The organism is Achromobacter sp. MYb9, assembly GCF_002975275.1.
GTDB lineage: Bacteria > Pseudomonadota > Gammaproteobacteria > Burkholderiales > Burkholderiaceae_B > Achromobacter.
Window position 1 is genome coordinate 65,626 of the sequence record NZ_PCOQ01000014.1, and the last position, 13,271, is coordinate 78,896.

At 65.8% G+C, this 13,271-nt stretch carries 13 protein-coding genes and 1 tRNA gene; 12 read left to right on the forward strand and 2 right to left on the reverse strand.

The genetic code is table 11. The annotated features are described in order from the left end of the window. Positions 1-88: 88 nt before the first annotated feature. From CQ050_RS19545 to CQ050_RS19575, 7 genes are all read left to right on the forward strand, one after another. Positions 89-164, forward strand: a tRNA-Val gene (locus CQ050_RS19545). A 372-nt stretch (positions 165-536) separates the two neighbouring features. Beyond that, the gene (locus tag CQ050_RS19550; protein ID WP_105558487.1) at positions 537-1,346 is read left to right on the forward strand and encodes an energy transducer TonB; all 810 of its coding nucleotides are present in this window, start codon (positions 537-539) and stop codon (positions 1,344-1,346) included. 1 nt (position 1,347) lies between these two features. Next, complete coding sequence (locus CQ050_RS19555; protein WP_105558488.1) at positions 1,348-2,337, forward strand: MotA/TolQ/ExbB proton channel family protein; 990 nt, start codon at positions 1,348-1,350, stop codon at positions 2,335-2,337. Beyond that, complete coding sequence (locus CQ050_RS19560) at positions 2,337-2,831, forward strand: biopolymer transporter ExbD (RefSeq protein ID WP_105558489.1); 495 nt, start codon at positions 2,337-2,339, stop codon at positions 2,829-2,831. The genes CQ050_RS19555 and CQ050_RS19560 overlap by 1 nt, the downstream gene beginning before the upstream one ends. Before the next feature lie 65 nt (positions 2,832-2,896). Then, positions 2,897-3,568 (forward strand): response regulator transcription factor, encoded by a 672-nt coding sequence (locus tag CQ050_RS19565; RefSeq protein WP_057285123.1) that lies wholly within the window; start codon positions 2,897-2,899, stop codon positions 3,566-3,568. A 66-nt stretch (positions 3,569-3,634) separates the two neighbouring features. Beyond that, positions 3,635-4,750, forward strand: coding sequence for a HAMP domain-containing sensor histidine kinase (locus CQ050_RS19570; protein ID WP_233214166.1), 1,116 nt, complete (start codon positions 3,635-3,637; stop codon positions 4,748-4,750). Next, positions 4,747-6,675, forward strand: coding sequence for a potassium transporter Kup (locus tag CQ050_RS19575; protein ID WP_105558490.1), 1,929 nt, complete (start codon positions 4,747-4,749; stop codon positions 6,673-6,675). Before CQ050_RS19570 ends, CQ050_RS19575 begins: the two co-directional genes overlap by 4 nt. A gap of 151 nt (positions 6,676-6,826) precedes the next feature. On the opposite strand, the gene argG is transcribed toward CQ050_RS19575, so the two are convergent. Both argG and CQ050_RS19585 read right to left on the reverse strand, forming a co-directional pair. Next, the gene (argG, locus tag CQ050_RS19580; protein ID WP_105558491.1) at positions 6,827-8,170 is read right to left on the reverse strand and encodes an argininosuccinate synthase; all 1,344 of its coding nucleotides are present in this window, start codon (positions 8,168-8,170) and stop codon (positions 6,827-6,829) included. Between the two features lie 68 nt (positions 8,171-8,238). Next, positions 8,239-9,207, reverse strand: coding sequence for a LysR family transcriptional regulator (locus tag CQ050_RS19585; RefSeq protein WP_105558492.1), 969 nt, complete (start codon positions 9,205-9,207; stop codon positions 8,239-8,241). 96 nt (positions 9,208-9,303) lie between these two features. On the opposite strand from CQ050_RS19585, the gene CQ050_RS19590 reads away from it, so the two are divergent. The 5 genes from CQ050_RS19590 to CQ050_RS19610 all read left to right on the forward strand — a co-directional run bounded on the left by CQ050_RS19590 (position 9,304) and on the right by CQ050_RS19610 (position 13,183). Further along, positions 9,304-10,170 carry an amidohydrolase gene (locus CQ050_RS19590; protein ID WP_233214175.1) on the forward strand — a complete coding sequence of 289 codons (867 nt, stop codon included), beginning with the start codon at positions 9,304-9,306 and terminating at the stop codon, positions 10,168-10,170. Positions 10,171-10,234: 64 nt separating this feature from the next. Beyond that, positions 10,235-11,188, forward strand: coding sequence for a tripartite tricarboxylate transporter substrate binding protein (locus CQ050_RS19595; protein WP_105558493.1), 954 nt, complete (start codon positions 10,235-10,237; stop codon positions 11,186-11,188). A 2-nt stretch (positions 11,189-11,190) separates the two neighbouring features. Continuing rightward, on the forward strand, positions 11,191-11,721 hold the full coding sequence (locus tag CQ050_RS19600) for a carboxymuconolactone decarboxylase family protein (RefSeq protein WP_105558494.1): 531 nt from the start codon (positions 11,191-11,193) through the stop codon (positions 11,719-11,721). Between the two features lie 12 nt (positions 11,722-11,733). Beyond that, positions 11,734-12,297 carry a DUF4286 family protein gene (locus CQ050_RS19605; RefSeq protein WP_105558495.1) on the forward strand — a complete coding sequence of 188 codons (564 nt, stop codon included), beginning with the start codon at positions 11,734-11,736 and terminating at the stop codon, positions 12,295-12,297. A 34-nt stretch (positions 12,298-12,331) separates the two neighbouring features. Continuing rightward, a complete protein-coding gene (locus tag CQ050_RS19610) occupies positions 12,332-13,183 on the forward strand; it encodes an alpha/beta hydrolase (protein WP_332008700.1) in 852 nt (283 codons plus the stop codon). Positions 13,184-13,271: the final 88 nt, after the last annotated feature.

The window sequence follows — 13,271 nt, forward strand, 5'->3', positions numbered from 1 at the left end:
TTGCTTTTGAGTACCCCGAGTTGGCAGTTGCTTCGCAAGAATCGTCACATTGACGGCCGTTGCGATGCCGCGGCAAGTCGTCAAGATCGGGTGCTTAGCTCAGTTGGTAGAGCGGCGCCCTTACAAGGCGTAGGTCACAGGTTCGACCCCTGTAGCACCCACCAAAAGCCCACGCAGGCGGTTCGGATCCCTCAAAGGTTCGCACCACGCCGCACACAAAACCCGCACACGTCACCGTGGCGGGTTTTTTGTTTTTCCGGCCTGGTTGGCGATTCGCCGTGGCCCTTGGCCTCATGGCCGCGTGCCGGAGAGGCGGGGCGTAGAAGCTCGACTTAAAAGCGCGCTTTTTCGTAAACGTTTTATGCAGCCGGATGTGATGTGCATCAAGGGTGCTACGCTAGCCCAGACGAAATAGAACGTGCGAATCATTCGCATTTAAGATATTATATTCGGCTTGTACCGGCCAGCCGGCGCCGTTTTTTCGTGTGCGCCGTTTCCCTGGCTGGCCGGATAAGTCAATGCACCCTGGCTGATTCATGCCTAGTTTTCAACGCGGTTGGAATTCATCTTCGCCGTCTTCGTTTGGTATACGTGCAGGCGCTGGCCTGGCGGTTGTCGCGCTTCACGCGGCAGTAATCGGCGCCATTTTCATGGCTCCTGCGAATCCTCCTGAACTGGAGGAGCCCGAAGCCGTCATGGTCAGTCTGGTGGATGCGCCCGTCCCGCAGATTGCGAAGGCCGAGCCCACGCCGGAAGTGCCGCAGCCGGTCGTTGAACCGCCGCCCGAGCCGCAGCCCGAAATCGAGCCGGAGCCCGAACCGGAGCCCGAACCCGAATTGAAGCCCGAGCCGGAACCGGAACCCGAACCGGTGGTCGAGAAGCCGCCGGTGCCCGCGCCCAAGCCCAAGCCCAAACCGAAGCCTAAACCCAAGCCCCAGCCGAAGCAGGAAGTCAAACCCGAGCCCAAGCCGGACACGCCGCCTCCGCAGACGCCGCCCGCGGGCGCGACGGATGGCGCGAAGGCCTCGCAGAGCCCGCAGCAGGGGCCTCCGCCGGACCAGCCTATCCTGGTGTCCAGCATTGAGTTCCAGGGCGCGCGCCCCATGCCCGTTTACCCGCAGGCCTCGCGCCGCATGCGGGAAGAGGGACGGGTGCTGGTGCTGGTGGAAATCAATACGCAGGGCCTGGTGGACCGCGCATCGATCGACACGTCATCGGGTTTCTCGAGACTGGACGAATCGGCGCTGACCGCCGCCCGCAAGGCCAAGTTCAAGCCCTATACCCGTAACGGCGTGGCCTATCCCGCCAAAGCCAAAATTCCGTTCGATTTCGTAATGAGGAACTGAGATGTCCAACGCACTGCATAGCGCCACCCTGGTGGCGCAGGCGACCACCAGCCCGGCAGCGCCGGCTGCTGCCGGCGCGGCTGCGCCCGCCGCCGCCGCGGCTGCGCCCGCCGCCGCCGCGGCTGCGCCCGCGGCCCAACAAGCCGCGACGACCGCTGGCGGCGTCGTCCAGCAATCGGCGGATGCGCTGCACAGCGCCGCCGCCGGGCTGCCGTCGTTGCCGCCGGCCCCGGCCGCCGCGCCCGACATGGGGTTCCTGCACTTTGTCGCGCAGAGCGACTTCGTGGGCAAGAGCCTGTTCATCATCCTCATCCTGATGTCGCTGGTGACCTGGTACCTGATCCTGGTCAAGGCCGCCAGCAACGTCAGCATGCGCAAGCGCTCGGCCGACTTCCTGAACAAGTTCTGGAACGCCAGCTCGCTGGAGCAGGTCGAGCACGAGATCACCACGCACGGCGCGCGCGACCCGTTCTCGCATCTGGCCAGCCACGCGATGCACGCCCAGGCGCACCACAACAAGTTCGGCGCGACCAAGCTGGAAGAGTCGGGCAGCAATTCCGATTTCGTCACCCGCACCATGCGCAAGGTCATCGACGAAGAAACCGCCAAGCTGGAAAATGGCCTGACGGTGTTGGCGTCGGTGGGTTCGACGGCCCCGTTCGTCGGCCTGTTCGGCACGGTCTGGGGCGTCTACCACGCCCTGGTCGGCATTGGTCTGTCGGATGGCGTGACCATCAACCGCATCGCCGGTCCGGTGGGCGAAGCCCTGATCATGACCGGTCTGGGCCTGGCCGTGGCAATTCCCGCGGTGCTGGCGTACAACACCTTCGTGCGCAACAACCGCGTGTTCCTGTCGCGTCTGGATGCGTTCGCGCATGACCTGTTCGCGTTCCTGACCACGGGCCAGCAAGTGTCGCTGTCCGATGGCAAGGTGCGCGCCCTGCGCCGCCAGAACGGCAATGGCGCTGCGGTTCAACGCGGGAGCGAATAATGGCCTTTGGCAGCTTCGAGGGTAAAGGATCCGGAAGCCACACGGTTTCCGAGATCAACATGGTGCCCCTGATCGACGTCATGCTGGTGCTGCTGGTGATCTTCATCATCACGGCGCCGCTGCTGGCGCACTCGATCAAGATCAACATGCCCCAGGTGGCCGCGGAGCAGATCGAGGAAGAGCCCAAGACCGTGGACCTGGCGATCGATGCCAGCGGCGCGCTGTTCTGGGACGAAAAGCCGGTCAATATCGACGACCTGCCCAACCGCTTCAAGTCGATCGCCGGCACCAAGCCGCAACCGGAAATCCGCATCCGCGCCGACCAGAACACCCGTTACGAAACCCTTGCCAAGGTCATGGCCTCGGCTCGCCGCTCGGGGATGTCGCGTATCGGATTCGTCACGACGCCGCCTTCGGGCGGGGCCGCCGCCACTGGCGCGCCGGCCGCGGGCGGGCCCACCCCGGCTCCCGCTGTGGCGCCGTCCGGCCGGTGAACGGATCCCAAGGAAAGGGGCGCATTTCGCGCCCCTTTTTTTTCGGATCGCGCTAGAATCGCGGCATGCGAGTACTGGTAATCGAAGACGACACCACCCTGGGCCACGCGCTCCAGGAGTTCCTGGCCGACCAGGGTTATGCGGTCGACTGGCTGACGGAAGGCGACCGAGTCCTGGGCGCTTTGGCTGGCCAGCCGTATGACCTGATGCTGCTCGACCTCAATCTGCCCGGCATGAGCGGGCTTGATGTGCTGCGGCAACTGCGCCAGGACGGCAATCAGGTTCCCGTGCTGATCCTTACCGCCCGCGACGGCATCGAAGACCGCGTTGCGGGCCTGGACGCCGGCGCCGACGACTACGTCACCAAACCTTTCGAACTGCCCGAGCTGGCCGCGCGCGTGCGCGCCTTCGGCCGGCGCCGTGCCGGTCAGGCGCAGCCGCTGATCGAAGTGGGCCCGCTGGTGTTCGACACGGTCGGCCGCGAAGTCCGCGCCAACGGCCAGCGCCTGTCGCTATCCGTGCGCGAACTCTCCGTGCTGGAGATGTTGATGGCCCGCGTGGGCCGCGTCGTGACCAAGCGCCAGATCGTCAACTCGCTGTCCGCCTGGGACGCCGATTTCAGCGAAAACGCTGTCGAAGTGTATGTGTACCGTCTGCGCAAGCGCCTGGAAGGCACGGGCGCCAGCATCCAGACGGTGCGCGGCTTCGGCTACATGCTGGATGTGGAAGCGGCCTGACGGCCCGGTCGCGCCCGGCGTGCTCCGGCTGCGCGCTTCCATCCGCTCAAGCGAGGGTATCGCGTCATGACGCAGGAACGCACTCCTTCCGCTCTTCCGGCAGCACGCCCCTTGCTCCCTTCCCGTTCGCTGGCGCGGCACCTGGTGATCCGCCTGATGCCGCCTATCTTGCTGCTGGTCCTGCTGGACTTGGCGGCCACCTGGGTCATCACCCACAAGATCGACATGTCGCTCTGGATGCTGGAAGATTTCTTCTGGCTGATGGTGGTGGGGCAGGTGGCGCTGATCGCCCTGTTTACCTGGGTGGTGGTGCAGGGCGTGCGCTCGGGGCTGCGCTCCGTGAACCATCTGTCCGAAGAGATCCGCCAGCGTTCCATCGACGACATGCAGCCGCTGGAAGTGGCGGGCGTGCCGGTGGAAATCGAGCCGCTGGTGACCCATACCAATGACCTGCTGCTGCGCCTGGACGCGTCGCTGGCAGCGCAGCGCCGCTTCATCGGGCATGCGGCGCACCAACTGCGGACCCCCTTGTCCGGCCTGCGGCTGGAATCCGAACTGATGCTGGCCCGCCCCTTGCCTGACGACGTGCGCGCCCGCGCCGAGCGCATCAAGGCCGTCAGCGACCGCATGATCCGGCTGGGCCAGCAGTTGCTGGTGCTGGCGCGCGCCGATCCCAACGCCCGACCGCAGGACAGCTTCGTGCGCATCGACCTGTGCGAGTGGGTGAGGGTGCATGGCGCCGAGTGGTTCCCACGGGTGCGCGAGGCCCGCTACGAGCTGGACCTGGTGGCGCCCGACGCGCCCATCTGGATCGACGCCGACCCCTTGCTGCTGGCTGAACTGCTGAGCAACCTGATCGACAACTCCTTGCGCTATGGCAATGAGACCGGTCGTATCACGCTGATCGTGGGCGCCAATCCGCCTTCGCTGACCGTCGAAGACGACGGGCCCGGAATTCCCGCCGACGAGCGCGACCGCGTGTTCGAGGCTTTCTACCGGTCACCCACTGCGACAGCGGGCGGCTCGGGCCTGGGCCTGGCGATCGTGCGCGAAATTGCGCACGCCCACGGCGCCTGGTGGAAGCTGACCAGCCGCCCCCAATTCTCCGGCACACGGTTGTCCGTCGTGTTCCCCGGCCCCCGCAAAGGGGCTCAACTTACCCGTCAAGAACCCACATCATGAGCCAAGCCACGGCTGGTGTTCCTTCATCGTCCGGCGCGAATCCGGGTGGCGCGTACGCGCCATCGTCGCGCGCGGCGCTCATCATGGGCGCGCTGGGCGTGGTCTACGGCGACATCGGCACCAGCCCGCTGTATACCTTGCGTGCCTGCCTGACGGGCTTGAGCGTGCATACCGACCTGGAGCCCGCGCATCTGCTTGGCGTGCTTTCCATCCTGTTCTGGATGCTGATGGTGGTGGTGTCGCTGAAGTACGTGACGTTGGTGCTGCGTGCCGACAACCGCGGCGAAGGCGGTACGCTGGCGCTGCTGGAACTGGCGGTGCGCAATCGTGACGGCAAGATGCGCTGGGTGCTGATCGTGTTGGGGATTTTTGGCGCGGCGCTGTTCTACGGCGACAGCATGATCACGCCAGCCATCTCCGTGCTGTCCGCGCTGGAAGGCATCGGGATCGTGTCGCACACGCTGGATGCGTGGGTGGTGCCGATCGCGTTGGTGGTGCTGGTGGCGCTGTTTGCGATCCAATCGCACGGAACGGGCGTCATGGGCAAGCTGTTCGGCCCGGTGATGCTGGTGTGGTTCGGCACGCTGGCCGCTCTGGGCGCCTGGCAGATCTGGCAGATGCCGGAGGTGCTGTCGGCATTGAACCCGATGTGGGGACTGCGCTTCATCGTCGAATTCCCATTGATCAGCTTCGTGCTGCTGGGTGCGGTGGTGCTGGCGTTGACGGGCGCCGAGGCGCTGTACGCCGACATGGGCCACTTTGGCCGCCCGGCCATCCGCAGCGCCTGGTTCAGCATGGTGCTGCCCGCGCTGACGCTGTGCTATTTCGGTCAGGGCGCGTTGCTGTTGCGCGACCCCACGGCGATCCGCAACCCGTTTTTCATGATGGCGCCCGATTGGGGCCTGGCGCCGCTGGTGGCGCTGGCCACCATCGCGACGATCGTGGCGTCCCAGGCGGTGATCTCCGGCGCCTATTCGGTGACGCGCCAGGCGGTGCAGTTGGGCTTCTGGCCGCGCATGCAGATCCTGCATACGTCGGCGGTCGAGAAAGGCCAGATCTATCTGCCGCAGGTCAATGCGCTGTTGTTGTGCGCGGTGCTGGTCCTGGTGCTGCTGTTCCGCAATTCGGACAACCTGGCGGCGGCCTACGGGTTCGCGGTGACGGGCACGATGTTGACGACGTCGGTGCTGGCGTTCGCGGTGCTGCCGCGTGGCACCACGGGCGTCAAGCGCATGCTGTGGTTCACGGTGCTGGGCCTGCTGCTGCTGTTCGACGTGCTGCTGTTTTCGGCCAACGTGTTCAAGATCCACGAGGGGGGATGGCTGCCGCTGGTGGTGGCGATCGTGGTGTTCACGCTGATGATGACGTGGCGCCGCGGCCGGCACTTGCTGTCTGATATGCAGCATCGCGACCGGCAGCCGCTCAAGGAATTCATGGAACAGCTGGAGGCGTATCCGCCGTCGCGGGTGCCCGGGACGGCAATCTTCATGACGATGAATTCGGGCAATGTGCCGCCGGCGCTGCTGCACAACCTGAAGCACAACAAGGTGCTGCACGATCATGTGCTGTTCCTGACGATCCTGGTGGCGGACGTGCCGTATATCTCGCCGGAAGAGCGTTTCGTCGTGAACAAGCTGAGCGCGTCCAGCTGGACGGCGACGATCAACTACGGATTCAAGGAAGATCCCGACGTGCCGGACGCGTTGCGGCTGGTGGCCGAGGCGTATCCGGAATTGGACCTGGAGCCGATGCGGACGTCGTACTTCCTGTCGCGGCAGACGGTGGTGGCGGCAAGGAAGCCGGCGTTGTTGCGGTGGAGAAGGGCCGTGTTCTCGTTCATGGCGCGGAATTCGACGCGAAGCACGAAGTTCTTCAAGATTCCGGCGAATCGGGTCGTGGAGATGGGGATGCAGGTCGAGTTGTAGGCTTGTTTTTTGCCGGGGCGTTGTCTTGCCTCGTGAGGTTGCGCTCGTGACCTATCCGTCAGATCTGCGATGAATGTCGCGGGCATGAAAAAGCCCCTCGGTTTTTGCCGAGGGGCTTTTTTTTGGGGCAAGAATTACTGGGGCGGAAGAATTACTTCTTCTTCTTGCCGTCGTCCTTCAGTTGCGGCAGCGACGTGCCGCTGGAGGCCAACAAGCCGGTCTTGACGTAGGTGAACAGCTTTTCGCGGGTGTCGACGATGTCGAGGTTGCGCATGGTGAGCTGGCCGATGCGGTCTGCCGGGGTGAAGGGGGCGTTTTCCACCTTTTCCATGGACAGGCGCTCGGGCGCGTACGTCAGGTTGGCCGATTCGGTGTTCAGCAGCGAATAGTCGTTGCCGCGGCGCAGTTCGATGGTGACTTCGCCGGTGATGGCGCGGGCCACCCAGCGCTGGGCGGTTTCGCGCAGCATGATGGCTTGCGGGTCGAACCAGCGGCCCTGGTACAGCAGGCGGCCCAGCTTGCGGCCGTTTTCGCGGTACTGCTCGATCGTGTCTTCGTTGTGAATGCCGGTGACCAGGCGTTCGTAGGCGATGAACAGCAAGGCCAGACCCGGGGCTTCGTAGATGCCGCGGCTCTTGGCTTCGATGATGCGGTTTTCGATCTGGTCGCTCATGCCGAGGCCGTGGCGGCCACCGATGCGGTTGGCTTCCAGAAGCAGTTCGACCGGGTCGCTGAATTCCACGCCGTTCAGGGCGACCGGTTGGCCTTCCTCGAAGCGGACGGTGACTTCTTCGGCCTTCACGGCCACGTCGTCGCGCCAGAACGCCACGCCCATGATGGGCTTGACGATGCGGATGCCGGAGTTCAGTTGTTCCAGGTCCTTGGCTTCGTGGGTGGCGCCCAGCAGATTGGAGTCGGTCGAGTAGGCTTTTTCGGCCGACATCTTGTAGTCGAAGCCGGCTTGGCGCATGTATTCGGACATTTCCGAACGGCCGCCCAGTTCGTCGATGAAGCGCTGGTCAAGCCACGGCTTGTAGATCTTCAGGTCAGGATTGGTCAAGAGACCGTAGCGGTAGAAACGTTCGATGTCGTTGCCCTTGAAGGTGCTGCCGTCGCCCCAGATGTTGACGTTGTCTTCCTTCATGGCGGCCACCAGCATCGTGCCGGTGACTGCGCGGCCGATGGGGGTCGTGTTGAAGTAGGTGATGCCGGCGGTCGAGATGTGGAACGCGCCCGCTTGCAGGGCGGCGATGCCTTCTGCCACCAACTGCGCGCGGCAGTCGATCAGGCGGGCGTTTTCGGCGCCGTAGGCCAGGGCCTTGCGGGGAATCTCGTCGTAGTCGGACTCGTCGGGCTGGCCCAGGTTCGCGGTGTAGGCGTACGGAATCGCGCCGTTATTGCGCATCCACAGGAGCGCGGCGCTGGTGTCGAGGCCGCCGGAAAAGGCGATGCCGACCTTCTGGCCGGTGGGAAGGTTCGGGAGGATAGTGGTCATTGTTTGAGGTGAGACGCCAACAGGACTTTGACAGCAACGAGCCGCCAAACAAGAAAGGTGACCGCATTTTAACTCTTTTGACCGGGGCGGGCGGTGCCGGGCGGAAGGGCGTCCGCGCGGATGCGGGTGTCGGCCGCCGGCGCGAACAGGCGGGCCAGTTCCAGTTGACGGATCAGCGCACCGGTGGCCGTGGCCAGCCGCGTGGCGGGACGATGCCGGGCGCTGGCCAATACCAGGTTGTTGGTGATCCTGGGCGAGCCGATGTCGCAGAGCGACAACGCGTGTTCGGCGGCGGGCCCCCGGGCGGCCGAACGCGGCAGGATGGCATAGGCGTCGCCCTGCGCCGCCAGTTCCACGATGGTCTGCACGGCGTCTACCTCGGCCGCGACCTTCAGGCGCACGCCCTGGGCGCGGCAGACGCTTTCCACCAGCGTGCGGATGGCATTGGGCAGGCTGGGCAGCACCAGGGGATAGTCGCCCAACTGCGCCACGGCCACGCGGGCCGGCAGCGGCGGTTCGTGCCGGGCGGCGGCGGCCAGCACCAGGTCTTCCCGGAATAGCGATTCATAGGCCAATTGGGGCGAGGGCGCCGGGTCATACAGCAGCGCCAGGTCGACGCGGCCGGCCAGTAACCATTCGCGGACCTGGGCGCTCAGGCCCTCTGCGACGGCGATCGAGGCGTCGGGAAAGCTGCGGCGGAACGCCTGCACCAGCGGCGGGGTCAGCACGCGGGCGATGCGCGGGGGAAGTCCAACCACGACTTTGCCGGCCGGGGTTTCGCGCAAGGACTGCAGGTCTTCCTTGGCGCGGTCGGCCAGCGTCAGCAGGGCGCGGGCGTGTTCCAGGAAGCGCAGGCCGGCTTCGGTGGGTTCGGCGCCGCGGCCGTTGCGGTACAGCAGGTGCTGGCCCAGTTCCAGTTCCAGCAGGCGCACCTGCCGGCTAAGCGTGGGTTGGGCCACGTCCAGCATTTCGGCGGCGCGCGAGAAGCTGCGCCGCTCCGCGACCCGGACGAAATACTCGATCTGTTTCAGATCCATTGGATATTTAATTTATGCATATCTGAAATCAAAGATATAGCATTGTTTGCCGGCCGGCAATCCGTGACGATGTCATTTTTCCAGCAGGAAACCGCCGTGCCCGATTGCCGTCCCCCGCTTGCGTCCCCTTCCCATCCGCGCCATGCGCTGCCGCCGGGCGCGTGCGACACGCATTGCCACATTTTTGGACCGACAGACGTGTTCCCGTATGCCGAGGGCCGCTCGTATACGCCGCCCGATGCCTCCTACGCGAAGATGGCGGCGTTGCACGCGCATCTGGGCGTCGAGCGCGCGGTGGTGGTGCAGGCCAATTGCCACGGTTCGGATCATCGCGCCCTGCTGGACGCGCTGGCTCGAAGCGGCGGCCGCTATCGCGGGGTGGCGTTGCTGGGGGCGGACGCCACGGTGGCCAGCGTCAAGTCGTTGCATGAAGGCGGCGTGCGCGCCGCGCGGTTCAATTTCGTGCCCCATCTGGGCGGCGCGCCCGAGCCGGCGGTGTTCGACCATGTCGTGTCCCTGATCGCGCCGCTGGGTTGGCACCTGTGCCTGCATCTGGATGGCGCGATGCTGCCCGACCTGCTGCCACGTCTTCGGGCGTTGCCGCTGCCGTTCGTCGTGGACCACATGGGCCGCTTGAAGGCCGCCGACGGACTGGAATCGCCCGCGATGCGCGCCTTGCTGAGCCTGGCCGACGTGCCGCAGGCCTGGGTGAAGGTATCGGGCATCGACCGCATCGCATCGGGCCAGCGCCCGTTCGCGGAAGGCATTCCCTTTGTCCGCGCGCTGGTCGAGGCCCTGCCGGATCGGACGTTGTGGGGCACTGACTGGCCGCACCCGAATGTGGCGGGCGACATGCCCGACGACGGCGAATTGGTGGACACGTTCTTCGAGGCGTGTCCCGATGCGGCGCTGCGCCAGCGCGTGTTGGTGGACAACCCCGCGCGGCTGTACGGATTCAACTAGACGGCAGGCCCGCCCCTTCCGGGGGCCGGGCACAAAAGAACATTCCATTCAACGAGGAGACACCATGTTCAATAAGATTCTCTCGGCCACGGTGCTGAGTCTGGCCGCGTTCGGCGCGGCGCATGCCGACGGCCCCGTTCGCCTGATCATCGCGTTCCCGCCCGGCGGTCCGGTGGACCTGGTGGGGCGCGTGCTGGCCGAGCAACTGGGCAAAGAACTCAAGCAGCAGGTCATCGTAGAGAACAAGGCGGGCGCCAATGGCAATATCGCCGCGGCGTACGTGGCCAAGGCGCCCGGCGACGGCTCGGTGCTGTTCCTGACCAGCGTCGGCGCGGTCGCCATCAGTCCGGCGCTGTACAAGGACCTGCCGTACGATCCGGTGCGCGATTTCGCGCCGGTGTCCAAAGTCGTGAACAACGCCACGGTGTTCGTGGTGAATCCCTCCAATCCGGCCACGAATGCCGCCGATTTCGTGAAGGCGTCGCAGGCCGCCAAGCAGTCGGTGGCGATCGGGTCGTCGGGGATCGGCAGCATTCCGCACCTGACGATGGAGATGTTCGCCGATGCCAGCAAAGCCAACGTGCTGCACGTGCCATACAAAGGCGCGGCGCCCGTCATCAACGACGTGATGGGCAACCAGGTGGCCGGGTTCTTCGGCGACGTGCCGGGCCTGATCGGCCATATCCAGGGCGGCAAGCTCAAGCCGCTTGGCATCGCCGCGCCCGCGCGTCACCCGCTGCTGCCGGACGTGAAGACGCTGGCCGAACAGGGCATCGCGGGCGTGGAATCGAATAACTGGTATGGGATCGTGGCGCCGTCGTCTACGCCGGCGGCGACGGTGGACAAGCTGAACCAGGCGGTGCGCGCCGCGTTGGGCAACGAGGCCGTGCGCGCCAAGCTGGAGAAGTTCGGCGCGCAGGCCGCGCCCAGCTCGCCCCAGGAACTGGCCGCGCTGATCGCCTCCGACCGCGCCAAGTGGACCGCGCTGATCCAGCGCAAGAACATCCGTCCGGAGTGAGCATGAGTGCAAGCCGAGTCACCCCCGTGGTTCCGGGTACCCGCCAGGAACTGGCTGCGATCGAGGCGCGCATCAGCGCTGCGCGCGGCCGGATTTCGCCGCTGTACCAGGTGCTGCTGAATAGCCCGGCCGTCGTGGATGGCTGGGAAGCCATGCTGACCGCCATTCGCCAGAAGACGTCGTTGTCGCCGCGTTTGCGTGAACTCATCATCCTGCGCGTGGCGACCTTGAACAACGCGCCTTACGAATTTGACGCGCATGTGCCGCACGCCTTGGCCGGCGGCATGCCGCAAGACGTGATCGACGCGTTGCGGTCCAACCCGGCCCCCCAGGACGTGAAAGGGCTGGCTCCCGGCGAAGCCGAGGTGCTGGCGCTGACCGACGCCATGACGCGCGACATCGAGGTGCCCGACGCGGTGTTCGCGCCCGTGCGCGCACGCTACGATGATGCGCAACTGGTCGAGCTGGCCGCCACGGTGGGCGCCTACAACATGGTGTCGCGCTTTCTTGTGGCGCTACGCGTCGGCCATTGAAAGGAGAAGACAGTGCAGGAAACCCTATTGCTGGTGTCGCTGGGCGAACGCTTTGACAACGCCCGCGCGGCCGACATGGCACAGCGCCTGACGGCCGGGCTGGACGGCGTGGGCGTCAGCGCCTTTGCCGCCGTTGAAGAGGCCGACACGTATGTGTACCTGCGCGGCGCGGGCCACGCGCTGGCCGAAATCCAGGCCCGTCTGGCCGAGAGTTTTCCCGGCGCCCGCGCACGCGTGTTGCATCAAACGCTGGACCTGCCGGGGGCTTCGGCCGGCCAGGACGCGCCATGGCACTACATCGTGGAAACCGATGTGCTGCCCGGGGCCGAGCAGGACCTGAACGCCTGGTATGACCGGGAGCATCTGCCCGGGCTGGCGTCCGTGCCCGGCACGGTGCGCGCGATGCGATTCGAATGCCGCGATGAATCGCCGCGATACCTGGCCTGCTACGACTTGCACACCCGCGACACCTTCGGCAGCCCGCCGTGGCTGGCCGTGCGCGCCACCGACTGGAGCAGCCGCGTGCGGCCTTCGTTTCGCAATTCCCGCCGCACGATGTTCAAGAAAATCCTGTGACGGCGGGCCGGCGATGGGCCGGCAAGGAGGCATGATGATGGTGAAAAAACTGCTGACCGGGCTGACGATCACGTGCGCGGTCGTGGCATCAGGTTCGGTGCTGGCCGATACGCCCAAACGCGTCAACGTGCTGGTGGGCAACGGTGCGTCGATCGAGGTGCTGGACCAGGGGCAGGGGCCCGCGCTGGTGCTGCTGCCGTCGCGGGGACGCGGCGCGCAGGATTTCGACGAACTGGCCGAACGCTTCGTGCAAGCCGGCTATCGCGTGCTGCGTCCGCAGCCGCGCGGCATCGGCGGCAGTACCGGACCGATGTCGGGCATCACGCTGCATGATCTGGCGGACGACCAGGCCGCCGTGATCCGCAACGTGGCGCGCCAGCCGGTGGTGATGGTCGGCCACGCGTTCGGCAACTGGGTGGCCCGCGCCACGGGCGTCGACTACCCGGAGCTGGTGCGCGGGGTCGTGATCGTGGCGGCGGCGGCCAAGCAATATCCCAAAGGCTTGAGCGAACACGTGGACCGCAGCGCCGAACTGTCGTTGCCCGACGCCGAACGCCTGAAGTCGATCCAGTACGCGTTCTTCGCGCCCGGCAACGACGCGCGGGTCTGGTTGAACGGCTGGTATCCCGACGTCAGCGAAAGCCAGCGTCTGGCCGGCAAGGCAACGCGTCAAGCGGACTGGTGGTCGGGCGGCGCCAAACCGCTGCTGGACCTGCAAGCAGAATTGGATCTGTTCAAGCCGCCCACCACGCGCAACGAAATCCGCGACGAATTCGGTGATCGCGTGTCGCTTGTCGTGATTCCCGGGGCAGGGCACGCGCTGGTGCCCGAAAAACCGCAGGCCGTGGTGGACGCCATCGCCGCCTGGGAACGCACGTTGCGTTGATCGCGGCGCCTTCGAAAGGGGGGCGATCGCGGACGCCCAGCCGCGGCGCTTCAAGCAAAAGGGCCCGGATATCTCAAGATATCCGGGC

What these genes read in the sequence shown, in the direction of transcription:
- CQ050_RS19550 (WP_105558487.1), top strand. Translation starts at nt 537, where the DNA reads ATGCCTAGTTTTCAACGCGGTTGGAATTCATCTTCGCCGTCTTCGTTT.
- CQ050_RS19555 (WP_105558488.1), top strand. Translation starts at nt 1,348, where the DNA reads ATGTCCAACGCACTGCATAGCGCCACCCTGGTGGCGCAGGCGACCACC.
- CQ050_RS19560 (WP_105558489.1), top strand. Translation starts at nt 2,337, where the DNA reads ATGGCCTTTGGCAGCTTCGAGGGTAAAGGATCCGGAAGCCACACGGTT.
- CQ050_RS19565 (WP_057285123.1), top strand. Translation starts at nt 2,897, where the DNA reads ATGCGAGTACTGGTAATCGAAGACGACACCACCCTGGGCCACGCGCTC.
- CQ050_RS19570 (WP_233214166.1), top strand. Translation starts at nt 3,635, where the DNA reads ATGACGCAGGAACGCACTCCTTCCGCTCTTCCGGCAGCACGCCCCTTG.
- CQ050_RS19575 (WP_105558490.1), top strand. Translation starts at nt 4,747, where the DNA reads ATGAGCCAAGCCACGGCTGGTGTTCCTTCATCGTCCGGCGCGAATCCG.
- argG (WP_105558491.1), bottom strand. Translation starts at nt 8,170, where the DNA reads ATGACCACTATCCTCCCGAACCTTCCCACCGGCCAGAAGGTCGGCATC.
- CQ050_RS19585 (WP_105558492.1), bottom strand. Translation starts at nt 9,207, where the DNA reads ATGGATCTGAAACAGATCGAGTATTTCGTCCGGGTCGCGGAGCGGCGC.
- CQ050_RS19595 (WP_105558493.1), top strand. Translation starts at nt 10,235, where the DNA reads ATGTTCAATAAGATTCTCTCGGCCACGGTGCTGAGTCTGGCCGCGTTC.
- CQ050_RS19600 (WP_105558494.1), top strand. Translation starts at nt 11,191, where the DNA reads ATGAGTGCAAGCCGAGTCACCCCCGTGGTTCCGGGTACCCGCCAGGAA.
- CQ050_RS19610 (WP_332008700.1), top strand. Translation starts at nt 12,332, where the DNA reads ATGATGGTGAAAAAACTGCTGACCGGGCTGACGATCACGTGCGCGGTC.